The sequence below is a fragment of the Halomonas pelophila genome, assembly GCF_040196315.1.
Lineage (GTDB): Bacteria > Pseudomonadota > Gammaproteobacteria > Pseudomonadales > Halomonadaceae > Halomonas > Halomonas pelophila.
In genome coordinates this window covers 95,591-116,494 of sequence record NZ_JBEGCI010000011.1, presented here as the reverse complement: position 1 = coordinate 116,494, position 20,904 = coordinate 95,591, and the positions used below count along the sequence as shown (strand labels likewise).

Annotated in this window: 23 protein-coding genes; 5 read left to right on the top strand and 18 right to left on the bottom strand. The window is 68.5% G+C overall.

Going from position 1 to position 20,904, the window contains the following annotated elements:
* The first annotated feature begins 43 nt into the window (after positions 1 to 43).
* The gene (trmB, locus tag ABE957_RS13220; RefSeq protein WP_349759153.1) at positions 44 to 784 is read left to right on the top strand and encodes a tRNA (guanosine(46)-N7)-methyltransferase TrmB; all 741 of its coding nucleotides are present in this window, start codon (positions 44 to 46) and stop codon (positions 782 to 784) included.
* Between the two features lie 343 nt (positions 785 to 1,127).
* Here the strand turns inward: trmB and ABE957_RS13215 are convergent, their stop codons facing one another.
* The gene (locus tag ABE957_RS13215; protein WP_349759152.1) at positions 1,128 to 2,042 is read right to left on the bottom strand and encodes an AEC family transporter; all 915 of its coding nucleotides are present in this window, start codon (positions 2,040 to 2,042) and stop codon (positions 1,128 to 1,130) included.
* A 108-nt stretch (positions 2,043 to 2,150) separates the two neighbouring features.
* Between ABE957_RS13215 and ABE957_RS13210 the strand changes: the two genes are divergently transcribed.
* Complete coding sequence (locus ABE957_RS13210; protein WP_349759151.1) at positions 2,151 to 2,660, top strand: hypothetical protein; 510 nt, start codon at positions 2,151 to 2,153, stop codon at positions 2,658 to 2,660.
* Positions 2,660 to 3,256 carry an SCO family protein gene (locus ABE957_RS13205; RefSeq protein WP_349759150.1) on the top strand — a complete coding sequence of 199 codons (597 nt, stop codon included), beginning with the start codon at positions 2,660 to 2,662 and terminating at the stop codon, positions 3,254 to 3,256. Before ABE957_RS13210 ends, ABE957_RS13205 begins: the two co-directional genes overlap by 1 nt.
* A 70-nt stretch (positions 3,257 to 3,326) precedes the next feature.
* Here the strand turns inward: ABE957_RS13205 and ABE957_RS13200 are convergent, their stop codons facing one another.
* The 7 genes from ABE957_RS13200 to ABE957_RS13170 form a co-directional block, all read right to left on the bottom strand.
* Positions 3,327 to 4,382, bottom strand: coding sequence for an alpha/beta hydrolase-fold protein (locus tag ABE957_RS13200; protein ID WP_349759149.1), 1,056 nt, complete (start codon positions 4,380 to 4,382; stop codon positions 3,327 to 3,329).
* 10 nt (positions 4,383 to 4,392) lie between these two features.
* A complete protein-coding gene (bamJ, locus tag ABE957_RS13195) occupies positions 4,393 to 5,079 on the bottom strand; it encodes a BamJ family beta-barrel-assembly machinery protein (protein ID WP_349759148.1) in 687 nt (228 codons plus the stop codon).
* A gap of 145 nt (positions 5,080 to 5,224) precedes the next feature.
* Positions 5,225 to 5,668: a universal stress protein gene (locus ABE957_RS13190; protein WP_349759147.1), complete on the bottom strand. Its 444-nt coding sequence runs from the start codon at positions 5,666 to 5,668 to the stop codon at positions 5,225 to 5,227.
* Between the two features lie 30 nt (positions 5,669 to 5,698).
* Positions 5,699 to 6,982: a TRAP transporter large permease gene (locus tag ABE957_RS13185; RefSeq protein ID WP_349759146.1), complete on the bottom strand. Its 1,284-nt coding sequence runs from the start codon at positions 6,980 to 6,982 to the stop codon at positions 5,699 to 5,701.
* Positions 6,983 to 7,012: 30 nt separating this feature from the next.
* A complete protein-coding gene (locus tag ABE957_RS13180) occupies positions 7,013 to 7,591 on the bottom strand; it encodes a TRAP transporter small permease (RefSeq protein WP_349759145.1) in 579 nt (192 codons plus the stop codon).
* 199 nt (positions 7,592 to 7,790) lie between these two features.
* Positions 7,791 to 8,813, bottom strand: coding sequence for a TRAP transporter substrate-binding protein (locus ABE957_RS13175; RefSeq protein WP_349759144.1), 1,023 nt, complete (start codon positions 8,811 to 8,813; stop codon positions 7,791 to 7,793).
* Between the two features lie 104 nt (positions 8,814 to 8,917).
* The gene (locus ABE957_RS13170) at positions 8,918 to 9,433 is read right to left on the bottom strand and encodes a TIGR02444 family protein (RefSeq protein ID WP_349759143.1); all 516 of its coding nucleotides are present in this window, start codon (positions 9,431 to 9,433) and stop codon (positions 8,918 to 8,920) included.
* Between the two features lie 54 nt (positions 9,434 to 9,487).
* On the opposite strand from ABE957_RS13170, the gene ABE957_RS13165 reads away from it, so the two are divergent.
* Complete coding sequence (locus ABE957_RS13165) at positions 9,488 to 11,434, top strand: ATP-binding cassette domain-containing protein (protein ID WP_349759142.1); 1,947 nt, start codon at positions 9,488 to 9,490, stop codon at positions 11,432 to 11,434.
* A gap of 40 nt (positions 11,435 to 11,474) precedes the next feature.
* Here the strand turns inward: ABE957_RS13165 and dtd are convergent, their stop codons facing one another.
* From dtd to thiD, 4 genes are all read right to left on the bottom strand, one after another.
* Complete coding sequence (gene dtd, locus ABE957_RS13160) at positions 11,475 to 11,912, bottom strand: D-aminoacyl-tRNA deacylase (protein WP_349759141.1); 438 nt, start codon at positions 11,910 to 11,912, stop codon at positions 11,475 to 11,477.
* A gap of 70 nt (positions 11,913 to 11,982) precedes the next feature.
* Entirely contained in the window at positions 11,983 to 12,576 is a 594-nt protein-coding gene (locus ABE957_RS13155) for a chalcone isomerase family protein (RefSeq protein ID WP_349759140.1), read from the bottom strand.
* 94 nt (positions 12,577 to 12,670) lie between these two features.
* Positions 12,671 to 13,516: a universal stress protein gene (locus ABE957_RS13150; protein WP_349759139.1), complete on the bottom strand. Its 846-nt coding sequence runs from the start codon at positions 13,514 to 13,516 to the stop codon at positions 12,671 to 12,673.
* 83 nt (positions 13,517 to 13,599) lie between these two features.
* The gene (thiD, locus tag ABE957_RS13145; protein ID WP_349759138.1) at positions 13,600 to 14,412 is read right to left on the bottom strand and encodes a bifunctional hydroxymethylpyrimidine kinase/phosphomethylpyrimidine kinase; all 813 of its coding nucleotides are present in this window, start codon (positions 14,410 to 14,412) and stop codon (positions 13,600 to 13,602) included.
* A gap of 63 nt (positions 14,413 to 14,475) precedes the next feature.
* On the opposite strand from thiD, the gene ABE957_RS13140 reads away from it, so the two are divergent.
* Positions 14,476 to 14,907 (top strand): YqaA family protein, encoded by a 432-nt coding sequence (locus ABE957_RS13140; protein ID WP_349759137.1) that lies wholly within the window; start codon positions 14,476 to 14,478, stop codon positions 14,905 to 14,907.
* A gap of 84 nt (positions 14,908 to 14,991) precedes the next feature.
* Here the strand turns inward: ABE957_RS13140 and ABE957_RS13135 are convergent, their stop codons facing one another.
* The 6 genes from ABE957_RS13135 to ABE957_RS13110 form a co-directional block, all read right to left on the bottom strand.
* On the bottom strand, positions 14,992 to 16,101 hold the full coding sequence (locus ABE957_RS13135) for a TRAP transporter substrate-binding protein (RefSeq protein ID WP_349759136.1): 1,110 nt from the start codon (positions 16,099 to 16,101) through the stop codon (positions 14,992 to 14,994).
* Between the two features lie 232 nt (positions 16,102 to 16,333).
* Positions 16,334 to 17,737, bottom strand: a complete 1,404-nt coding sequence (locus ABE957_RS13130; RefSeq protein WP_349759135.1) for a TRAP transporter large permease — start codon at positions 17,735 to 17,737, stop codon at positions 16,334 to 16,336.
* Entirely contained in the window at positions 17,737 to 18,294 is a 558-nt protein-coding gene (locus tag ABE957_RS13125) for a TRAP transporter small permease subunit (protein ID WP_349759134.1), read from the bottom strand. The genes ABE957_RS13130 and ABE957_RS13125 overlap by 1 nt, the downstream gene beginning before the upstream one ends.
* Positions 18,295 to 18,411: 117 nt before the next feature.
* The gene (locus tag ABE957_RS13120) at positions 18,412 to 19,248 is read right to left on the bottom strand and encodes an endonuclease/exonuclease/phosphatase family protein (protein ID WP_349759133.1); all 837 of its coding nucleotides are present in this window, start codon (positions 19,246 to 19,248) and stop codon (positions 18,412 to 18,414) included.
* A 1-nt stretch (position 19,249) separates the two neighbouring features.
* Positions 19,250 to 19,882 carry a thiol:disulfide interchange protein DsbA/DsbL gene (locus ABE957_RS13115; RefSeq protein ID WP_349759132.1) on the bottom strand — a complete coding sequence of 211 codons (633 nt, stop codon included), beginning with the start codon at positions 19,880 to 19,882 and terminating at the stop codon, positions 19,250 to 19,252.
* A gap of 166 nt (positions 19,883 to 20,048) precedes the next feature.
* Positions 20,049 to 20,669: a c-type cytochrome gene (locus ABE957_RS13110; protein ID WP_349759131.1), complete on the bottom strand. Its 621-nt coding sequence runs from the start codon at positions 20,667 to 20,669 to the stop codon at positions 20,049 to 20,051.
* Positions 20,670 to 20,904 lie beyond the last annotated feature (235 nt).

Sequence of the window (20,904 nt, the reverse complement as noted above, 5' to 3'; positions counted from 1 at the left end):
TGTTGGCCCCGAATCACCGTTGCCAACGAGTTCTCCCCAGCCCATGAGCGACCCGCGACACGACGACAAGACGACCGGCCCCGAAGGGCCCGAGGCCCCGCTGCATCGCCGCGGCATCAAGAGCTACGTGCTGCGCGCCGGGCGCATGACCCAGGCCCAGACCCGCGGGCTCGAGGAGGTCTGGCCGCGGCTGGGATTGACGCTGGCCGACGGCCGTCAGGACCTCGCGGCGCTGTTCGGCCGCCGGGCGCCGGTGGTGCTGGAGATCGGCTTCGGCATGGGCGCCTCGCTGGTCGAGCAGGCCCAGCGCCACCCGGAGACCGACTTCATCGGCATCGAGGTGCACGCGCCGGGCGTCGGCAAGCTGCTCGACGAGGCCGACAAGCGCGGCCTGACCAACCTGCGGGTCTATCGTGAGGACGCCCTGGCCGTCCTCGAGCAGTGCCTGCCCGAGGCGAGCCTCGACACCCTGCAGCTCTTCTTCCCCGACCCCTGGCCGAAGAAGAAGCACCACAAGCGGCGCATCGTGCAGCCGGCCTTCGTCGAGCTGGTGCGCGGCCGCCTCAAGCCGGGCGGCACCCTGCACATGGCCACCGACTGGCAGGCCTATGCCGAGTGGATGGCCGAGGTGATGCAGGCGGCGCCGGGCTTTGCCAACACCGCCGGTGCCGAGACGACCCCCTACGTGCCGCGCCCCGAGTTTCGTCCGCTGACCAAGTTCGAGGCGCGCGGCGAGAAGCTCGGCCACGGCGTCTGGGACCTGATCTTCCGCCGCGAGGACTGAGCGGTCACGCGGCTAGCAGACGCCCCCGGCGATCCTTCGATCCCGGGGGCGTCTTGCATGGGGCCGGCGGCAAAGGAGCATGTGACGAGAGGCTTGTGGAGAGAGAGCGCGCAAAAAAACGCCGCCCGTGGGGCGGCGACAAGAACCGTGACTAACAATGAGAGGGAGAAATCCTGACGGGACACTGGCAGGGGTCCCGTCCGGTTGTGGCGCCTCATCAACGCCACCCGCGCAGAGTAATCATTCTCGTTTGCGTCGTCAATGCAAACAAGAAATGTTTTCGTTAAGGATCGCCGTCGGGCCTGCTGGCCCGTCTTGGTCGACGAGCGCCAGTCGACCCGTGTCAGCCGACCAGTTTCAACCACAGCGGCAGGGTCGCCATGGCCAGCAGCGTCTGACCGGTGATCAGCGCCGCCATCAGCTCGGCGTCGCCGCCCAGCTGGCGGGCCAGGATATAGGCCGAGGTGGCGGTGGGCAGGGCGGCGAAGAGCAGCGCCACGTCCCGAGTCACCGGATCCAGGCCGAGCAGCAGGGCCAGGGCAAGTACCGTCGCCGGCATCAGCACCAGCTTGATCAGGTTGGCGGCCCAGGCGCCGCGATCCACCCTCAGCAGCGCGGCGGGGCGCAGCGCCACGCCCACGGCCACCAGGCCCAATGGCAGGGCGGCGCGGCCCAGCAGTTCCATGGTCGGCGCGCTCCAGCCGGGCAGGCCGAGGCCGCTGAGGTTCAGGCCGATGCCGGCCAGGCAGGCGAGGATCAGCGGGTTGCGCGCCAGGGCGGTCAGGGTCCGGCCCAGGCTTGCCGTGCCGAGGGTGCCGGCGGCGATGAAGCTGGCCACGCAGAGCACGTTGACCATCGGCACCAGCAGCGCCACGGCCACGGCCGCCACCGTGGTCCCGGCCGTGCCGTGCAGGGCCGCCGCGCCGGCCACGCCGACGTAGGTGTTGAAGCGCAGCGCGCCCTGGAAGGTCGAGGTGAAGGCGGCGGGGTCGAGGCCGAGCCGCTGGCGCAGCCCCCACAGCAGCAGGCCGAACAGCCCCAGGGCACCGAGCAGCGCCAGGGCGAGCCGCGCCACCGGCACCTGGTCGACATCCGCGCCGGCCAGGGTCGACACCAGCATGGCGGGAAACAGCAGGAAGTAGATCAGCCGCTCCATGCGCGGCCAGAAGTCGCCGCCCGGCTGGCGGCACCAGCCGAGCCCGGCCCCCAGCAGGATCAGCAGGAACAGCGGCCCCAATGCACTGCCTACGCCTTCCATGACACCTCCTCGTGGTCGTTCCCTGCGACATCCTTGCGCACTTCGCCGCCGACAAATACTGGTAAGCTTACCCGCATCCTGCCACCGATGGAGGCCCCGCTCTCCGCCATGCCCCCGCCTACCCTGTCCTCGAGCGGCGCGGCGCGCCTGCCGCTGCTGCCGTTGCTGATCACCGTCACCCTGCTGACCCTTGCCGTGGCCCTCTGGTACCTGACCAGCTATAGCCTACGCGACGAGGCCGAGGTGCGCTGGACGCCGCCGGCGGCGGCCGCGTGCGACCCCTCCGCGGCGCCGTGCACCGCGCGCCTGGGCGGAGACGCCGAGCTGAGCCTGGCGGTGGTCTCGCCGGGCCCCATTCGCCCGCTCGAGCGTCTGCCGCTGGAGGTGCGCGTCTCCGGCACGCCGGCCGATGCCGTGCGGGTCGACTTCGTTGGCCGCGAGATGGACATGGGGCTGCATCGCTTCCCCCTCGAGGCCGAGGGTGACGGGGTCTTCCGCGGCGCGGGGCAGGTCTCGATCTGCACCGAGGCGGTCATGCCCTGGCGGGCGAAGGTGATCGTGGACACGCCGCAGGGGCGTCTGGGAAGCTGGTTCGACTTCGAGGTGAAGAGGCGATGATGATGACGCGACGAGGTATCTGGTGGGGGCTGTCCGCGGTGCTGGTAATGCTGGTGGCGGTCGGGCTGGCTTTCTATCAGCAGTCGGCGCCGGCCGACGGTGAGCCCCAAGGCGGACCGATCGAGCTGGCCTCCACCGAGGGTGACTTCTCCCTGCGCCAGCTCGAGGACGATCAGCTGGCGGTGGTCTTCTTCGGCTACACCTGGTGCCCCGACGTCTGCCCCATGGGGCTTGCCGTGGTGCGCCAGGCGATGGAGCGGCTGGAGCCCGCGCAGCGTCGCCGGGTGGTGCCGTTGATGATCTCGCTGGATCCCGAGCGGGACACCCTGGCGCGGCTGGAGGAGTACCTGGCGTTCTTCGGCGAGGCGTTCATCGGCGCCACCGCCAGCCCAGACGAGCTCGCGCCGCTGGCCGAGCGCTACGGGGTGGTCTGGCGCCGGGTGGAGACCCCGGACTCCGCCATGGCCTACACCATCGATCACAGCGCCTCGCTGTTCCTGGTCGACCGCGACGGCGAGATCCGGCGTCGCGTGCTGCACTCTCCCACCTCGGGCCCGCTCCAGGCCGCCCTGGAACAGGCCCTCGCGGAGGGCTGAGGTCCCCTGATTCCCCGGATGGGCCGGCTCGAGAACGCCGGCTCGAGAGCGTCGGCTCGGACGAGTCGACTCAGGGCGCCTCGGGTGATGCCTGCAGGCGCTCGATCATGGCCATCAGGGCGCTGGTCTGGGTGCCCTGGCGTGTATCGTGCAGCGGGTCGAGCTGCCAGGCGCTCTCGGCGAAACCCCACCAGTCCCAGCACCCCTGGGGGTTGGGCAGGCTGGTCTCCGCCTGGGGGTAGAGCACCACCCGCCGGTTGGCGGCGGCCCAGCCGTTCAGGCCACTGTGGCGCACGAAGGTCTCGCCGATCTGCTCGGCATCCATGGCGCAGCCGTGCAGCGCCACGGTGAGCGCGCAGCCCCCCGCCTCGCAGCGCTCCGGCACGTACAGGTAGCCGGTGTCGCCGAGCCCCCGCGCATCGAAGTCCGCCTGGTCGAAGGCGATCAGCTGGCCGGCGGATTGCTGCGTCTCGGGCGGGGCGAGATCGCCATGCAGCCAGCCCAGGGCCTCGCCGGCGATGTCCCGGTCGCAGGCCAGCAGGTGCGTGCCGCCACCGCTGCGGCAGTCCGCGAGGTCCTGCACGGACGCCGTCGTGTCCGCCGCCACCGGCCAGCCGTGGCCGGCGTTCTCGCTTTCCACGCGACTCAGCTGCTCGTCGGGCGCGGCCAGCCAGCCACGGAACTGCTCGGCCAGGGCCTGGCCCAGCGCAGGCGCTACGGTGTCGTCCTCGGCGCCCTGCCAGATGAAGACCCGCAGCTCGGCGAGCGCCTCGGCCCCACCGACCAGGTCGCGCTCGCGATAGTCGCGGTAACGGTCCGCCAGGATCTCCAGGTCGGGCAGGCCCTTGTGGGTCCCCATGCACTGGCCCAGGGCCAGGCTCAGGGAGCCGCGAGCGCAGGCCCAGGGGCCGGCAGCGAGGACGCCGAGCCCGCTGAAGCGCTCCGGCCAGGCCACCGCCAGCTGGGTGGCCATGTAGCCCCCCGAGGAGACGCCGATCACGCTGGTGTCGTCTGCGGCGAGCGCGAGGCGGGGCAGGGTGTCCGGCGTGGATTGGGCGACCGCCGGGGCCGCCAGGCCCAGCGTCAGACAGAGACCGACGGCCGACAGGCAGCGGACGGGACGCATCGCGGCCGGATCATTCACCGGTGACGTCGAGCAGCTCGACCTTGAAGATCAGGGTCTCATGGGGACCGATGGGGCCCTGGCCCTGAGCGCCGTAGGCGAGCTCGGAGGGAATCACCACTTCCCAGGTATCGCCCACGCTCATCAGCTGCAGGGCCTCCTGCCAGCCCTCGATGACCTGGCCCACCTGGAAGCTGACCGGTTCGCCGCGCTGGTAGGAGCTGTCGAAGACGGTGCCGTCGATCAGCGTGCCCTCGTAGTGGACCTGGACGGTATCGCCGGCCGCGGGCGTGGTGCCGTCGCCGCTTTCCAGTTCGCGATACTGCAGGCCGGAATCGGTGACCGTCACGCCGTCCTGCTCGGCGTTCTCGGCCAGGTAGGCCTCGCCCTCGGCGCGGTTGGCGGCGGCCTTCTGCTCGGTCTCGGCTTCGCGGGCGGCCATGGCCTGCTGCTGGAAGGCGGTCAGGGCCTCGGCCATCTGCTGGTCGCTCATCTCCAGCTCGTCGCCGCCGAAGACGTCGCGAATGGCCTGGGTGAAGGCGTCGATGTCGAGATCCGCCACGTCCTGTTGGATGCTCTGACCCAGGGTGACGCCGAGGCTGTAGCTCAGCTTCTCGTCCTCGGTTTCCGGAGCGGCGAGGGCCAGCGGGGCGGCGGTCAGCAGGGCAGCGAGGGAGGCGGTGGTCAGCAGTGTCTTCATGAAACAACCTTGTGGTCCGGCGCCGTGGCGCCGTGGATGAATAGGATAATCAGGATCGGAGTTCTGGGACTCTAACAGTGCCGAACCGGTTCCGCACCCGAGAACGATGCCGGCAAACCGGTCCGCTGTCGCCCCGCGTCGGGGGTCAGATGATCAGGGTGGGACAGTGGGCGGAGCCGGCCACCCGCTGGGCGACGCTGCCCAGCAGCAGGCCGGCCTCGGCGTTGGTGCCCTGGGAGCCGATCACGATCAGGTCGCATTCGCGCTTGCGGGCGAAGCGCACGATGGTGCGCGAGGGCCGGCCTCCCTTCACGAAGGAGCGAACCCGCTCCGATGGCACCCCGAGCTCCACGGCCTGTGCCTTGGCATGCACCGCGATCTCGGTGGCGTACTCCTTGAGCACGTCGTCGGGGAGATCCAGCTTTTCGGGGCGCACCATGGAGAGCGAGGCCTCAAGCAGGCTGTGGTGCTTGAAGACGCACAGGATGTAGAGCTCGGCGCCGGTGAGCATCTGCAGGCCCGCGCCCTTCTCCAGGGCCTTCATGGCCCTCTTGGAACCGTCCACCGGGACCAGAATGCGATTGAACATGGTCTTTCTCCTCAGGCCTGAAATCGACGCTTACCGGAAGGCCAGGTCACGAAGGAAGAGGGCGATCTGCGGGAACAGGATCAGCAGAGCCGCCGCCAGCACCAGGATGAAGATGAAGGGCGGCGTGCCCTTGATCACGTCCAGGTAGGGCCGCTTGAAGATGGCGATCGCGGTGAAGATGTCGCAGCCGAAGGGCGGGGTCGCCGAGCCGATCGCTACCTGCAGGGTGATCAGGATACCGACCAGCACCGGATCCAGGCCGGTGGCCTCGACGGCCGGGGCGAAGATCGGCGTCAGCACCAGGATCACCACGATGGGATCGACGAACATGCAGGCCACGAAGAAGGCGATGCAGATGGCGATCAGCACGCCGGTGGGGCCCGCCTCGTGAATGCCTGCTGCCGCCAGCAGCTCCTGGGGGATCTGGGCGAAGGAGATGATCCAGGAGAAGCCGTTACCCACCGCCACCAGGATGAACACCACCGCGGTGATCAGGCCGGTGGACTTGGCGATCCGGTAGATGTCCGGGATCTTCAGGGAGCGGAAGATCAGGAACTCCAGGAAGATGGCGTAGAGCACGCAGGCCGCCGCCGCCTCGGTCGGGCTGAAGATGCCGCCGTAGATGCCGCCGACGATGATCACCGGGAAACCCAGCGGCCACAGGGCCAGGCGCACCGCCGAGAAGCGCTCGCCCCAGCTCGACTTCGGCTCGGTGGGGACCTTGCGCAGGGTGGCGTAGATCACGCAGTAGATGGAGAACATCAGCAGGATCAGCAGCCCCGGGCCGATGCCGGCGATGAAGAGCTCGGCGATGGAGGTCCCCGAGATGACCCCGTAGATGATCATGCCGATGCTCGGCGGGATCAAGAAGGCGATGTCACTGGCGTTGATGATCAGCGCCAGGGTGAAGGAGTCGGAGTAGCCGGCCTTGAGCATCTTGGGGCGCAGGGGCGAGCCGACGGCCACCACGGTGGCCTGGGTGGAGCCCGACACGGCGCCGAACAGGGTGCATGAGGCGGCGGTACTGACCGCCAGTCCGCCCTTCACGTGGCCGATGAAGGACATCACCATGTTGATCAGGCGCTCGGCCGACTGGCCTCGCGTCATGATGTCCGCGGCGAGGATGAACATCGGCACCGCGATCAGCGACGCCGGGCGGATGCCCGCCATCATCTGCTGGATCAGCGTATCCATCTGGTCCAGGCCATTGAACATCATGAAGAAACCGATGACCGCCGCGGCGATCAGCGGGATCATCATGGGAAAGCCCAGCAGCAGCAGGGCGATCATGGTGGTAACCATTATTGTCGTCATCGTGTGTTCCCCCGGGCTTTCTGCCCTCCGTCAGACTTCCGTTTCCGTATCCTTGTAGCCGTCGATCACGCCGGTCGACAGATAGACGTCTCGCGACGTCAGGTTCTTGATCGCGGTGAGCAGGTACTGGATGCCGGTGATCAAGAAGCCGAGCGGTGCCCAGACGTAGATGGTCCAGATCGGGAAGCCCAGTGCCGGCAGGATCCTGCCCTTGTCGTAGAGGTCCAGGATGTAGACGATCGAGTAGTAGAGCAGGAAGAACATCACCAGCGAGGTGACCAGCGCGATGAAGATCATCAGTGCCTTGCGGCCGCCGACGGGCAGGGCATCGTAGATGGCCGACATGCGGATATGGCGGCCATGCCGAGCGGCATAGCCGATGCCGGCAAAGGTGATCATGATGATCAGGATGCGGTTGATCTCGCCGGAGAAGTAGATGCTGTCGCCGAACACGAAGCGGGCGATGACGTTGGCGATCGTGTTGAAGGCCATCAGCAAGACGCCGAGCGCCAGGATGACCGCCTCGAGCTTGCTGATGAAGGTGTCGATAGTGCCCAGAAAGCCCGGCAATCCCGAGCGGTAATGCTTTTCGGACTCTTCTTCGGTCATGTCCGCGCTCCCTTTCAGCATGCGATGCGGGAAAAGTGGGATTCCCAGAGGGTCAGCATACGCGTCGTGATCGGGCGCCGAGGCCCGAGGCATCAACGCTTTATGCACGCTCACCCGTGCCCGGGAACCCCATGCCCAGAAACAGCAGGGGGGTGGCCCGGGCAGGCCACCCCCCTGTTAGGGCCGACGTCGGTCGCGGTTACTCCGCGTCGTCGCTCACGGCCTCGAGGTCGGCCTTGAACTGCTCGAGCAGTTCCTTGCCGCTCTCGCCGGTCATGCCGATGAACTCTTCCTCGACCTGGGGAGCACGCTCCTTGAAGGCCTGGATCTGCTCATCGTCGAGACGCGTCACGGTGACCTCGTCGGAGGCCGCCTGGATCTTCTTCAGCGACTCTTCGGCCAGCCCCTGAATGTGCTCGATGGTGTGGTCGTAGGCCGCGTCGGAGGCTGCCCGTACCAGCTCCTTGTCCTCGTCGGAGAGGTCCTCGAAGAAGTCCTGGTTGGCCATCATCGCGGTGGTGAACCAGCCGTGGCTGGTGAAGGTCAGGTGCGGCGAGACCTCGTAGAGACCGCCGGATTCGATCCAGAAGATCGGGTTTTCCTGGCCGTCGATGATGCCGGTCTGCAGGCCGCCGTAGACCTCGCCCCAGGGCAGCGGCGTCGGCGTCGCGCCGAAGGCGTTGTAGGTCTCGGCCAGCAGCGGGTTGGTCATGGTGCGGATCTTCTTGTTCTCGAAGTCCGCCGGCGAGGTGATCGGCTCATCGGCGGTGACCACCATCTCGCCTTCCGGATACATCTGCAGCAGCTCCAGGCCCTGCTCGGCGTAGAGCTCCGGGAACATCTCGTTGATCGCCTTGCTCTTGTCGAAGAACTCGAGCACGTGATCCATGTCGGTGGGCATCAGATAGGGGATGAAGAAGATCTGTGCCTCGGGGATCAGTGCGCCGGTGAAGCCGGGAGACTGGTTGACGAACTGCAGGATGCCGTTCTGGGTCTGCTCCATGATGTCGTCGGACTCACCGAGCTCGCCGAAGCGATAGATCTGCAGCGAGTGATCGGAGTTGGCCTCGATGTAGTCCTTGAAGGCGACCGCGAAGACGTCCTGCACATCGCCTTCGTACTCTTCGTGGGCATAGCGCCAGTTGTCGGCCATCGCGGCGGAGGACATGCCAATCATCAGGGCGCCAATACCGGCGCTCGTCAACAGCTTCTGTGACTTCATTCTTGTGATCCCTCTACAGGTTTGACCCGTGATGGGGATGATCCATCAGCAGGTGTCTGGTGAATATGGCATTCACGCAACTGGAATTCAGGCTAGCGTGGCCTCTATGAGGGGTCAAGCTGGCTTATTAGCATCTTAAGTTTAATAAGATGTGGGGCTCTGTGAAGGTGAAGGCGGCCGGCGAGGACCCCCACCGGCTCGGGAGGCGGCGTGGATAGGCGGTGGATACCGCGCCCGCTCAGGGCCAGACGCTGCAGGCGAGAGAGGGCCTCGCGCTCGGCCTGGAGCTCGGCCGTCTGGAGCGTGCGGCGCAGCTCGGCGACGCCGTCGTCGTCCCGGGCCTCGGCCTTGAGGGCCCGGCGCAGGCGGCGCAGCGGCGCCGTGACCTCGTGCTGCCAGCGGCGCACAGCGTCGGGTGGGGCGTCGCAGGTCAGGCCGTGTTGATACAGCCAGCAGTGCCAGAGCATCTCGCAGACATCGATGCCGGCCTCGTCCTGCAGCGTCAGGCAGGCGGCCTCGACCCCGTCGCGCCCGTAGAGCGCCAGCGCGAACTCCCAGAGCGGGTCGCGGCGCAGATGGGCCCGCAGAGCGTCGGGCAATTGGGTAGAATCGTGGGTCATGACACGCTGTCGCCCCCTGGGCGGCGGCCTCACCGACTGCCGAGTGGAGCCTGCATGATCGCACTGCGCCAAGTTTCCCTGCAACGCGGCACCCAGACCCTGCTGGAGGGGGCCGACCTGACCCTGCATGCCGGCCACAAGGCGGGGATCGTCGGGCCCAACGGCGCGGGCAAGTCCAGCCTGTTCAAGCTGTTGCTCGGCGAGCTCGCCCCGGACAAGGGCGAGCTGGAGATGAGCGGCGGGCAGCGCATCGCCCACATGGATCAGGAGGTGGAGGCCCTGGAGCGCTCCATCGTCGACTACGTGCTCGACGGCGACCGCGAGCTGCGCCGCACCGAGACGGCCCTCGAGCAGGCGCGCCAGCGCGAAGACGCCCACCGCGAGGCCGAACTGCACGGCGCCATCGAGGCGCTGGACGGCTACAGCGCCCCGGCCCGCGCCGCCCAGCTGCTGGTGGGGCTGGGCTTCGTCCAGGCCGACCTGGCGCGGCCGCTGTCGGCCTTCTCCGGCGGCTGGCGCATGCGCGTCAACCTGGCGCGCACGCTGTTCAAGCCCTCCGACCTGCTGCTGCTCGACGAGCCCACCAACCACCTGGACCTGGATGCGCTGCTGTGGCTCGAGCAGTGGCTCACCCGCTATCCCGGCACCCTGCTGCTGATCTCCCACGACCGCGACTTCCTCGACGCGGTGTGCGACCACATCGTGCACTTCGATCGCCGAACGCTTGCGCTCTATCGCGGCAACTACACCACCTTCGAGCGGACCCGCGCCGAGAAGCTGGCCCTGCAGCAGGCCGAGGCCGCCAAGCAGCAGGCCCGCCGCGAGGAGATCGAGCGTTTCGTGGCGAGGTTCCGCGCCAAGGCGACCAAGGCGCGCGCCGCCCAGAGCCGCCTGAAGATGCTCGAACGCATGGGCGACATCGCCGTGGCTCACGCCGACTCGCCCTTCCACTTCTCCATCCCCTCGGCCGACAAGACCTCCCACCCGCTGCTGGTGCTCGACGAGGCGCGCCTGGGCTATCGTCACGCCGACGGCCGCGAGACGACGCAGCTCGACGACGTCAAGGTGACCCTGCTGCCGGGCCAGCGCATCGGCCTGCTGGGCCCCAACGGGGCCGGCAAGTCGACGCTGATCAAGTCGCTCACCGGCGACCTGCCGCTGCTCGCCGGGCGTCGAGTGCCCGGCGAGCATCTGGCGATCGGCTACTTCGCCCAGCACCAGCTGGAGGGGCTGGATCTCGCCTCCACGCCGTTCCAGCACGTGCAGCGCCTCTCGCCCACCGCGGCGGACCTGGACATCCGCAAGTTCCTGGGCGGCTTCGGCTTCCACGGCGACGATGTGTTCGCCGAGGTGGGGCGCTTCTCCGGCGGCGAGAAGGCGCGTCTGGCGCTCTCCCTGGTGGCCTGGCAGAAGCCCAACCTGCTGCTGCTCGACGAGCCCACCAACCACCTGGACCTGGAGATGCGCGAGGCGCTCACCGAGGCGCTGGCGAGCTTCGAGGGCACGGTGATCATCGTCTCCCACGACCGCCACCTGCTGCGCGCCACCGTCGACGAGTTCTGGCGGGTGGCCGACCACGGCGTCACGCCCTTCGACGGTGACCTGGAGGACTACCGGGCCTGGCTCAAGAGCCGCCTGGAGGGGGAACGCCGCGAGGCCCGGGCCGACAAGGCCGAGCGTCAGGACGCGGGGAGCGCGCCCCGGGAGGATCGCAAGGCGACGCGTCGCGCGGCCGCGGAGCTGCGCGAGAAGCTGCGCCCGCTCAAGCGTGATCGCGACCGGGCCGAGAAGGCCATGGAGAAGGTCCAGGCCGAGCTCGTCGGCGTCGAGGAGGGCCTCGGTGAGGCCGCGCTCTATACCGATCCGGCGAGAAAGGAAGAGCTCACCGAGCGCCTGGGGCGCCAGGGCGAGCTCAAGTCGCGGCTCGAGGGCCTGGAGCAGGAGTGGCTCGACGCCGAGGAGGCGCTGGAGGCCGCCGAGGCGGAGCTCAACGGCGCCTGAGGCCGGCGTTCACGAGAGGGCCGGGGGGCTTCGGTTGAACTCAGCCCTCCAGCAGGAAGGTGACCGGCCCGTCGTTGATCAGCGAGACCTGCATGTCGGCGGCGAACTCGCCGCTTTCCACCGTCGGCCAGGCCGCCCGGGCCTGGTCGAGCAGGTAGTGAAAGAGGCGCTCACCCTCGGCGGGCGGGGCGGCGCTGGAGAAGCTCGGCCTGAGCCCCTTGCGGGTGTCGGCGGCCAGGGTGAACTGCGAGACCAGCAGCAGCTCGCCCTCGGCCTGCTGCAGGTTGAGGTTCATCTTGCCGTCTGAGTCGGCGAAGACGCGATAGTGCAGCAGCTTGTGCAGTAGCCGGTCGGCTGCGGCCTCGTCGTCGCCCTTCTCGACCCCCACCAGGGCCAGCAGCCCCGGACCGATGGCGCCCACCTCACGCTCCTCCACCTCCACGCTGGCGCGTCGCACGCGCTGAATCAGGGCCTTCATCGGACGGGCTCTCCTTGCTGGTGTCTCGGGCGGCCGAGCTTAGCACGGCCGTTTCCTCGATGGCCGCCCCTCAGCGTCCCAGCAGGTCGTCCCGGAAGCCCTCGCCCAGTGGATCGTCTCCCAGCCAGATGCCGAACAGCGCGCTGGCCAGCATCAGGTCGCTCCCCTCGTAGAGGGTTTCGCCATTCAGGGCGAGGGTCAGGGCCTCGCCATCCCAGCCCAGGGCGTAGCGGTCGCCTGGCGACACGTCGCGGTAGCGGTCGTTGAAGGCCTTCAGGTTCGGCACCAGCCGGGCGAACTCGTCGCGGGGCAGGGCCTCCTCGACGCGCTCGCGGGTAACCTCGGCGAAGTCGCCCGCCTCGATGGCGTGGAAGTACTCCAGCTCCAGGCGGCGCGGCACGTCGGAGAGCGGGGCAGGAACGGGATAGCCGGTAGCCTGGTAGTAGGCGCCGGCATAGGCATCCCAGATCATGTATCGGAAGAGGCCATGGCCGATACGCTCGTAGCGGCGCTCGTCGGCCTCCAGGGTGGCGGGGAAGCGGGCGCCCTTGATCTCGACGGGCGCTTTATTGTCGGGCGACTTCTCGACGGATTGGGCCGCCGCGGGCAGGGCGGTCGCCAGGGTCGCCAGCAGCAGGATGGTGCGGGTGCGGGACAGGAACATGGGGTAGACCTCACACGTCAGGGCATTGCCTGAACAGACAATAGCCCTGCGTAAAGGTTCTGTATAGCTTTTTACCAGACAGCTTTTACCAGGCCTACCAGGCGCGGCAGAGCATGATGTCGCAGTGGGGTTCCGAGAGCAGGCGCTCGGTGATCTGGCTCTGTCGGCCCAGCTGCCCGCGGCTGCCCAAGGCGAGCAGGTCCGGCGGCTGGCGGCGCAGGCGCGTCATCAACACCTCCAGGGGGTCGCCCTGCTCGAGCACCAGCTCGAGCTCCGGCACGTCGTCGAGCTCGCCCATCAGCTGTTCGGTCTCGCGCTCCAGCTGGGTGCGCATCCGCTCCACCTCGCGGTCGCGCCAGCGGGCATAGTCGCCGTTCGAGCCCAGCTCGCGCTCGCCGGGAATGTCCCAGGCGTGCAGCAGGGTCAATCGCGCCTCGGGGAAGCGCCGCAGGGTCTCGCGCAGGGTGTGGCGTGAGGTCAGCGAGAAGTCCACCGGTACCAGGATGTCGTGCCACGCCTGGGTCGCCAGGTGGCTGACCGAGAGCACCGGGCAGGGGGCGCTGCGCAGCACCCGGGCGAGGGTGGTGCCGGCCACCAGGTCGGGCTGCCCGCGCTTGCGATGGGCGCCGAGGATGATCATGTCGGCCTGGCGCTCGTGGGCCTCGCGGATGATCTCGGCATAGGGGGCGCCGGCCATGGTCTGGATCAGGCTCTGGGGCTCGGGTAGCGCATAGTCCTCACGCAGGTCGGTGAGGGTGGTGCGGATGTCCGCCACCACGGCTTCCTCCAGGTCGTGGAGGACGCGGTGCGGCAGGTAGGGGTCGAGCACGTGGATGATGTCGAGGCGGGCGCCGCTCTCCACCGCCAGGCGCACGGCGCGGGCGAAGGCGGCGCGGTTCTCGGCGGAGAGGTCGCTGGCGAACAGCAGGGTCTGGCTCATGATGACTCCCTCCCGGACAGGAAGATCTCGATGGCACCACTCTCAGCATGGGCGGCGCCGGGGGAGGGCGCAAGGCCGCCTGCCTACCACCAGGCGTGGAAGTGATGCACCGGGCCGTGTCCCTGGCCCACGGCGAGGCGATGGCTCTGCTCGAGCGCGCGGGACAGCCAGGCCTTGGCGGCGGCCACCGCCTCGGGCAGGGCATCGCCCAGGGCCAGGCGGGCGGTGATTGCCGAGGAGAGCGTGCAGCCGGTGCCGTGCAGGTTGCCGGTATCGATACGCGGGCCATCCAGCCATTCGAGGGACTCGGCCGTGATCAGCAGGTCCGGGCACGCCTCGCCGCGCAGGTGGCCGCCCTTTAGCAGCACCGCCCCGGCGCTCAGCTCGCGCAGCGCGGGTGCCATGGCCTGCATGCCGGCGCGGTCGGTGGGCACCGGGCAATCGAGCAGCACCGCCGCCTCCGGCAGGTTCGGGGTGATCAGGTCGGCCAGCGGCACCAGGCAGTCGCGCACCGCGGCGATGCCGGCATCGTCGACCAGGGTATCGCCGCTCTTGGCCACCATCACCGGATCGAGCACCACCCAGCGTGGCCGCCGGGCGGTGAGGCTATCGCGGATCGTCTCGGCCACCTCTCGGCTGGCCACCATGCCGACCTTCACCGCGTCGATGGCGATATCGTCGAGCAGGGTGTCGAGCTGGGCGGCGATGAACGCGGCCGGTACCGGGTGCACCCCGGTGACGCCGCGGGTGTTCTGCGCGGTCAGGGCGGTGATCACGCTGGTACCATAGCTGCCCAGGGCCGAGAAGGTCTTGAGGTCGGCCTGGATGCCGGCGCCGCCGCCGGGGTCGGAGCCAGCGATGGTCAGGGTATTGGGAATCGAACGGGGGGTGGCCATCAGCGTCTTGTCATTGCTTTCGAAGGGGACCGATAGCCTACTGCAGGGAGGGGGCGCGGTGCCATGCTGATGCTGTTCCTGGTGGCACTGGCCAGCGCCACCCTGCTGCCCGGCGGCTCCGAGGTGTGGCTGGCGCGCCTCTGGTGCCAGGGCGAGCCGGGGTGGTGGCTGTGGGGCGTGGCGAGCGTCGGCAACACGCTGGGCAGCCTCGTCAACGTGGGCCTGGGGCGCTATGCCCGCCACTTCCAGGATCGCCGCTGGTTTCCGGTCTCGCGGCGAGGGCTCGAGCGCGCCGAGCGCTGGTACCGGCGCTTCGGCGAGTGGAGCCTGCTGGCCTCCTGGGCGCCGATCATCGGCGATCCGCTCACCGTGCTGGCCGGTGTCCTGCGCCTGCCCTGGTGGCGGGCGATCCTGCTGATCGCCGTGGCCAAGGGCGCGCGCTACGCCCTGGTGCTGTGGCTCGCCGAGGCCTGGCTGGCCCCGCTGTGCGCCTGACTGTCTGGCCGACAACGACGAGGGGCCGCCCGCAGGCGGCCCCTTGGTATTGCACCCAAAGTCAGTGGCGTGGCACCGGCGCGATCACTCGCTGGTGGTGTCGCCCCCCGGGTTGCGGGCGTTGTAGTAGGCCTGCTCGGAGATGGCGTGATAGTTCACGACCTTGTCCTGGAAGGCCTCGTAGGAGTCATAGATCTTCTGGGCCATCTCGCTGGACTCGGCGAGCTCGGCGACCACGTCGGCGGAGTGCTCCTTGGCCTGGGCCAGGACGTCGGCCGGCAGGCGACGCAGCTCCACCTCGTGCTCGTTGACCAGGGTCTCGAGGGCGTCGTTGTTGCGCGCGGTGTACTCGTCGAGCACGTCGGCGTTCACATCGCGCACGGCGGTGCGCAGGATCGCCTGCAGGTCGGCGGGCAGCCCGGCCATGGCCTCCTCGTTGACGATCGCCTCGAACATCACGGTCGGCTCGTGCCAGCCGGGGTAGTAGTAGTACTCGGCGGCCTGGTGCAGGCCGAAGGCCAGGTCGTTGTAGGGGCCGATCCACTCGGTGGCGTCGATGGCGCCGGACTGCAGGGAGGTGAAGATCTCGCCGCCCGGCATGTTGACGATGGCCACGCCCATGCGGTTCATGACCTCGCCGCCGAGGCCCGGCATGCGCATCTTCAGGCCGTCCAGGTCGTCGACGGAGTTGATCTCCTTGTTGTACCAGCCGCCCATCTGCACGCCCGAGGCGCCGGCTGCCATGACGTCGACGCCGAAGTCGTCATACAGCTCGTTCCACAGCTCCAGGCCGCCGCCGTGGTGCAGCCAGGCGTTCATCTCCTGGGCGTTCATGCCGAAGGGCACGGCGGCGAAGAATTGCGCCGCCGGGGCCTTGCCCTTCCAGTAGTAGGAGGCGGAGTGACCCAGCTCGGCGGTGCCGCCGGAAACGGCGTCGAAGACCTCGAAGCCCGGCACCAGCTGGCCGGCCCCGAACACCTCGATGGTCAGGCGGCCATCGGACATCTCATCGACCAGCTTGGCCAGCCGCTCGGGCCCCTGGCCCACGCCGGGGAAGTTCTTCGGCCAGGAGGTGACCATCTTCCACTCGAAGGTCTCCTGGGCCTGGGCGGTGTTGTCGATGCTGGAGACCAGCAGCAGGCCGGATGCGCCGGCGCTCATGGCCACGGCCATGGCGAGTGATCTGAGTTTCATACGGTGCCTCTCGTGTTGTGGGACTTGGTGTCGAGACGCCCACCCCAAGGGGGGCGGTTGGCGATTGGCGGTCAGGTGGTCGGGGCGTGCCCGCCGTGCACGGCGCTCGCGCCGCTTATGGACGCTGGCACTATAGCGAACCGGACCGCCTTTGCTGCTAACTCTCAGTCCACGCTCAGCCTTGGGCGTCGCCGCGCCCGGGCCTGGCCCGGGTGCGGCGAGCGTGCGCGCACTAGAACTGGTTCGGCAGCCAGGTGGCGAGCCCGGGGAAGAAGGCCAGCGCCAGAAGCATGGCCAGCTGCAGGGCGATGAAGGGCATGACGCCCCTGTAGATCGCCGAGGTGGGCACCGAGTCCGGCGCCACGCCGCGCAGGTAGAAGAGCGCGAAGCCGAAGGGCGGCGTGAGGAAGGAGGTCTGCAGGTTGATGGCGATCATGATGCCGAGCCAGATGGGATCCAGGCCCATGGCCAGCAGGATCGGCCCGACGATCGGCACCACCACGAAGGTGATCTCGATGAAGTCGAGGATGAAGCCGAGCAGGAAGATCACCAGCATCACGATCAGCGTCGCCCCGACCACGCCGCCGGGCATACCCTCGAAGACCTCGGTCACCAGCTCCTCGCCGCCGTAGGAGCGGAACACCAGCGAGAACAGAGCCGCGCCGATCAGGATCATGAACACCATGGTGGTGACGTGGGTGGTGGAACGCAGCACCTCCTTGAGGGTGGCGAGATCCAGACGCCGGTAGGCCAGGGCCAGCATCAGCGCGCCGAAGGCACCCACGGCCGAGGCCTCGGTGGGGGTGGCGAAGCCGCCAAGGATCGAGCCCAGCACTATCACGATCAGCACGATGGGCGGCACCAGCCCCTTGAGCAGCAGCAGGCCGAGGCCGCCCTCGTGGCCGAGTTCTTCCATCAGCTCGCGGCGGTCGACGGCCGGCGCGGCGCTGGGCTTCCACCAGGCGATCAGGGCGACATAGACGATATAGAACACCACCAGCACCAGGCCGGGGATCAGCGCACCCATGAAGAGATCGCCCACCGAGACCGTCTTGGGGCTGAAGATGCCCATGGAGAGCTGGGCCTGCTGGTAGGCCGAGGAGAGCACGTCACCCAGCAGCACCAGGGCGATGGAGGGCGGGATGATCTGGCCCAGGGTGCCCGTGGCACAGATGGTGCCGGTGGCCAGCGGCATGCTGTAGCCGCGCTTGAGCATGGTCGGCAGCGACATCAGGCCCATGGTGACCACGGTGGCGCCGACGATGCCGGTGGAGGCGGCCAGCAGCATGCCGACCAGGGTCACCGAGATGCCCAGCCCCCCGCGCAGCGAGCCGAACAGCAGGGCCATGGCCTCGAGCAGGGTCTCGGCGACCTTCGACTTCTCCAGCAGCACGCCCATCAGCACGAACAGCGGCACCGCCAGCAGCGTCTGGTTGGTCATGATGCCGTAGAGGCGGTTGGGGAAGGCGCCCAGGTAGCCGGCATCGAAGTGGGCATCGATGCCCAGGGACTCGAGGCCGAGGCCGAGGCCGGCGAAGGCCAGCGCGGTGCCGGCCAGCGACAGCGCGACCGGGTAGCCGGCCATCAGCACCAGGCAGATGACGACGAACAGGACCAGCGGCATGAACTCCAGCATCACAGGTGCTCCTCGTGGGTCTCGTCGTCATGAGTGGCGGCCAGGCGTCCGGTCATCACGTAGACGTTCTTCACCGCCTCGACCAGGGCCTGGAGGATCATCAGGCCGGCAAACAGCGGGATCAGCGTCTTGAGCAGGAAGACCCCGGGGATGCCGCCGGAGTCGGGCGAGCCCTCTAGGATCGCCCAGGACTTGCCGACGTAGCCCAGGCTCGACAGGATCACGAAGCTCATCACCGGCAGCAGCAGGAAGAGGGTGCCGGCGAGGTCGACCAGCGCCTTGCGCTTCGGCGTCATCGCCCGGTAGAAGATGTCCACCCGCACATGGCCGTCGTGCTTGAGGGTGTAGGCGGCGGCCAGCATGAACACCGCAGCGTGCATGTACATCACCGACTCCTGCATGGGGATGCTGTTGACGCTGAAGGCGTAGCGCAGCACCACGATCAGGAACTGGATGAGCATCATCACAAGGATCAGCCAGGAGAGGCTGTTGCCGAGCCGCTCCGAGGCGCGGTCGAGCCAGGCGATGATGCCCGGCAGCTCGCGGGATTGGGCCATGGGGTGGTCTCGCTGTGTCGATCTGAGCGTGGAAAAGGAGCGGATGGTCGCACACTGGGGGGGGCGCTGACCGCCGCAACAACCAACGCTGACTATACGTTACCGACCCGCCGAGCGTCAGTGTCGACGGCGTTCGCTCGTCTGCCGGCCGGCGGCCAGGCAGCTGGTCAGGCAGGCGTCGGGCAGCCGCACGTCCACGGCGATGGGCAGGTGATCCGAGAAGAGGTGCTCGAGCACCCGCACCTCGTCCGCCTGGAGCGAGTCGGAGAGCAGGATATGGTCCAGGGCGCGGCGCGGCTGCCAGGAGGGGTAGCTGAGTGGCGGGCGCACGGGATGCAGCGGCAGCGAGGCGCGGAAGCGCTCGTGGCCGTGCAGCTGGTCCGGGGTGCAGTTGAGATCGCCCATCACCACCACGTGGCGCAGCGGGCGGATGATCTCGCTGAGGTAGTCGAGCTGTCGCACTCGGCCGCGATGACTCAGTGCCAGGTGGGCGACGAACAGGTGCAGGGCGTCGGGCCCCTCGCCGTAGCGGACGTGGATGGCGCCACGGCCGGGCAGGGTGCCGGGCAGGCGGTGCTCCTCGATACCGGAGGGCGTCAGTCGCGAGAGCAGCCCATTGCTGTGCTGGGCGATGCGGCCCAGGTTGCGGTTGAGCTGCTGGAAATGGTGGGGAAAGCCGGCATGGGTGGCGAGGTATTCCACCTGGTTGATGTGGCTCGAGCGGAAGCTTCCGCCGTCGGCCTCCTGGAGGCCGACGATGTCGAAGCGGCCGAGCACCTCGCCGATCATGTTCAGACGCTGCAGCCGTTTCGGGTGCGGCAGGAAGTGCTGCCAGCTGCGCGTCAGGTAGTGGTGGTAGGCCGAGGTCTGTATGCCCACCTGCAGGTTGAAGGTGAGCAGCTTGAGATGGCCGCCGTCGAGCAGCCGTGTCCTTGCCTCGGCCAGCTGGGGCATCTCAGTCAGCACGCTCCTCGCGGACCTTGTCGACCAGCGCGCCGGCGATCTGTGGCATGTTGCCGAGGCTGCCGGCGGTGCTCGGCGAGACCAGGTAGCGGCCGTCGACGATCAGCGCCGGCACGCCCATCAGCTGCATCTGGCGCATGCGCGCATGGGCCTGATTCACCTGGCTCTTCACGCCGAAGGAGGCCAGCGCCTCACGGGCCTCTTCCTCGCTGACGCCGTACTCGCTGAAGAAGGCGGCGATGTCGTCTTCGGAGGTCAGGCGGCGACCCTCTTCGTGGATGGCGTGGAAGAAGTCCGCGTGGAGCTCATCGAGGATCCCCAGCTGCTCGGCGGCATAGTAGGCGAAGGCGTGGGTGTTCCAGCTGCCGCCCATGGTGGCCGGCATGCGCTGGAAGGCCACGTCCTCGGGCTGCTCGGCGACCCAGGCGTTGAGCGTATCCTCCAGGTCGTAGCAGTGCGGGCAGCCGTACCAGAAGGCCTCGGTCACCGCGACGCGGCCGTCCTCGACCCGCGTCTCCACCGGGTTCTCGAGCACGGTGTAGTGCTCGCCCTCGACGAGGGGGGCGGCGGATACCAGGGACGACAGGCCAAGGCCGGCCAGGGCAACCATCAGGGTCTTCAGCATGGGGGCTCTCCTTGAGTGCAACACCTTGAATGAAACGTGATCCGTGTGCCGGCGGGCGGCACGTCGCTGGGTTTGATGCCCCGTTGCCGCCCGGGTTCCCCACAGACGCGAAGGGCGGCCCCAGGCCGCCCTTCAAGTGCCGGTGCCCGGCGGGCCGGGGCGAGGCTCAGTGCAGGCCGCGCACGTAGTTGGCCACGGCGTCCATGTCGCCATCGCTCATCTTGGCGGCGATGCTGCGCATGATGGCGGCGGGGTCGTTGGCCCGGTTGCCGGCGGCGAAGTCCTGCAGGGTGGAGACCAGGTAGTCATGCTTCTGGCCGGAGAGCGCCGGGTAGACCGCCGAGCCGATCCCCTCGCCGGTCGGGCTGTGGCAGGCCGAGCAGGCCGGGATGCCCTTGGCCATGTTGCCGGCACGATAGAGCTCGCGGCCGCGCTCGATCAGCACCTCGTCATCCTCGGCCTGGCCCAGGGCCGGGTCCATCTCGGCGAAGTACTTGGCCACGTCCCAGGCGTCCTGGTCGGAGTAGTTGTCCACCTGGCCGGCCATCTGCGCCACCATGCGGTTGCCGTCGCGGATGTCCATGATCTGCTTGGCCAGGTAGGAGGCCTGCTGGCCGGCCAGGTTGGGGAAGGCGCCGGAGGGGCTGATGCCCTGCTGGCCATGACAGGCGGCGCAGGCCTGCGCCTTGTCTCGACCGGCCGCCGCATCGGCGTCCGCTTGAAGGTCGGCATGGGCCACGCCGACCGCGCCCATGGTGATTGCCAGGCTTGCCAGTAGCTTTCTCATCGCAGTTCCACTATCCCGTTACGTTGTTGGCCGGTACGTACCCCGGGTGCCGCCCGGGTTGAATCCGGGTGCCCTGTGGCCGGTCGTCGCCGACGCGGTGGTCGGTCGCTGGCGGCCGAAGCACGGTGGTATACTGACGCGCCCCGGGTCGCAGACAAAGACACTGCATTATAACGGAACACCCGAGCCGCGGGAATGCAAGCCGTGGCGCCCTTGATCAACGTCAGGATTCTCC

Excerpts from the sequence above, each read along its gene's own strand:
- trmB (WP_349759153.1), top strand. The coding sequence starts at position 44 with ATGAGCGACCCGCGACACGACGACAAGACGACCGGCCCCGAAGGGCCC.
- ABE957_RS13215 (WP_349759152.1), bottom strand. The coding sequence starts at position 2,042 with ATGGAAGGCGTAGGCAGTGCATTGGGGCCGCTGTTCCTGCTGATCCTG.
- ABE957_RS13210 (WP_349759151.1), top strand. The coding sequence starts at position 2,151 with ATGCCCCCGCCTACCCTGTCCTCGAGCGGCGCGGCGCGCCTGCCGCTG.
- ABE957_RS13205 (WP_349759150.1), top strand. The coding sequence starts at position 2,660 with ATGATGACGCGACGAGGTATCTGGTGGGGGCTGTCCGCGGTGCTGGTA.
- ABE957_RS13200 (WP_349759149.1), bottom strand. The coding sequence starts at position 4,382 with ATGCGTCCCGTCCGCTGCCTGTCGGCCGTCGGTCTCTGTCTGACGCTG.
- bamJ (WP_349759148.1), bottom strand. The coding sequence starts at position 5,079 with ATGAAGACACTGCTGACCACCGCCTCCCTCGCTGCCCTGCTGACCGCC.
- ABE957_RS13190 (WP_349759147.1), bottom strand. The coding sequence starts at position 5,668 with ATGTTCAATCGCATTCTGGTCCCGGTGGACGGTTCCAAGAGGGCCATG.
- ABE957_RS13185 (WP_349759146.1), bottom strand. The coding sequence starts at position 6,982 with ATGACGACAATAATGGTTACCACCATGATCGCCCTGCTGCTGCTGGGC.
- ABE957_RS13180 (WP_349759145.1), bottom strand. The coding sequence starts at position 7,591 with ATGACCGAAGAAGAGTCCGAAAAGCATTACCGCTCGGGATTGCCGGGC.
- ABE957_RS13175 (WP_349759144.1), bottom strand. The coding sequence starts at position 8,813 with ATGAAGTCACAGAAGCTGTTGACGAGCGCCGGTATTGGCGCCCTGATG.
- ABE957_RS13170 (WP_349759143.1), bottom strand. The coding sequence starts at position 9,433 with ATGACCCACGATTCTACCCAATTGCCCGACGCTCTGCGGGCCCATCTG.
- ABE957_RS13165 (WP_349759142.1), top strand. The coding sequence starts at position 9,488 with ATGATCGCACTGCGCCAAGTTTCCCTGCAACGCGGCACCCAGACCCTG.
- dtd (WP_349759141.1), bottom strand. The coding sequence starts at position 11,912 with ATGAAGGCCCTGATTCAGCGCGTGCGACGCGCCAGCGTGGAGGTGGAG.
- ABE957_RS13155 (WP_349759140.1), bottom strand. The coding sequence starts at position 12,576 with ATGTTCCTGTCCCGCACCCGCACCATCCTGCTGCTGGCGACCCTGGCG.
- ABE957_RS13150 (WP_349759139.1), bottom strand. The coding sequence starts at position 13,516 with ATGAGCCAGACCCTGCTGTTCGCCAGCGACCTCTCCGCCGAGAACCGC.
- thiD (WP_349759138.1), bottom strand. The coding sequence starts at position 14,412 with ATGGCCACCCCCCGTTCGATTCCCAATACCCTGACCATCGCTGGCTCC.
- ABE957_RS13140 (WP_349759137.1), top strand. The coding sequence starts at position 14,476 with ATGCTGATGCTGTTCCTGGTGGCACTGGCCAGCGCCACCCTGCTGCCC.
- ABE957_RS13135 (WP_349759136.1), bottom strand. The coding sequence starts at position 16,101 with ATGAAACTCAGATCACTCGCCATGGCCGTGGCCATGAGCGCCGGCGCA.
- ABE957_RS13130 (WP_349759135.1), bottom strand. The coding sequence starts at position 17,737 with ATGCTGGAGTTCATGCCGCTGGTCCTGTTCGTCGTCATCTGCCTGGTG.
- ABE957_RS13125 (WP_349759134.1), bottom strand. The coding sequence starts at position 18,294 with ATGGCCCAATCCCGCGAGCTGCCGGGCATCATCGCCTGGCTCGACCGC.
- ABE957_RS13120 (WP_349759133.1), bottom strand. The coding sequence starts at position 19,248 with ATGCCCCAGCTGGCCGAGGCAAGGACACGGCTGCTCGACGGCGGCCAT.
- ABE957_RS13115 (WP_349759132.1), bottom strand. The coding sequence starts at position 19,882 with ATGCTGAAGACCCTGATGGTTGCCCTGGCCGGCCTTGGCCTGTCGTCC.
- ABE957_RS13110 (WP_349759131.1), bottom strand. The coding sequence starts at position 20,669 with ATGAGAAAGCTACTGGCAAGCCTGGCAATCACCATGGGCGCGGTCGGC.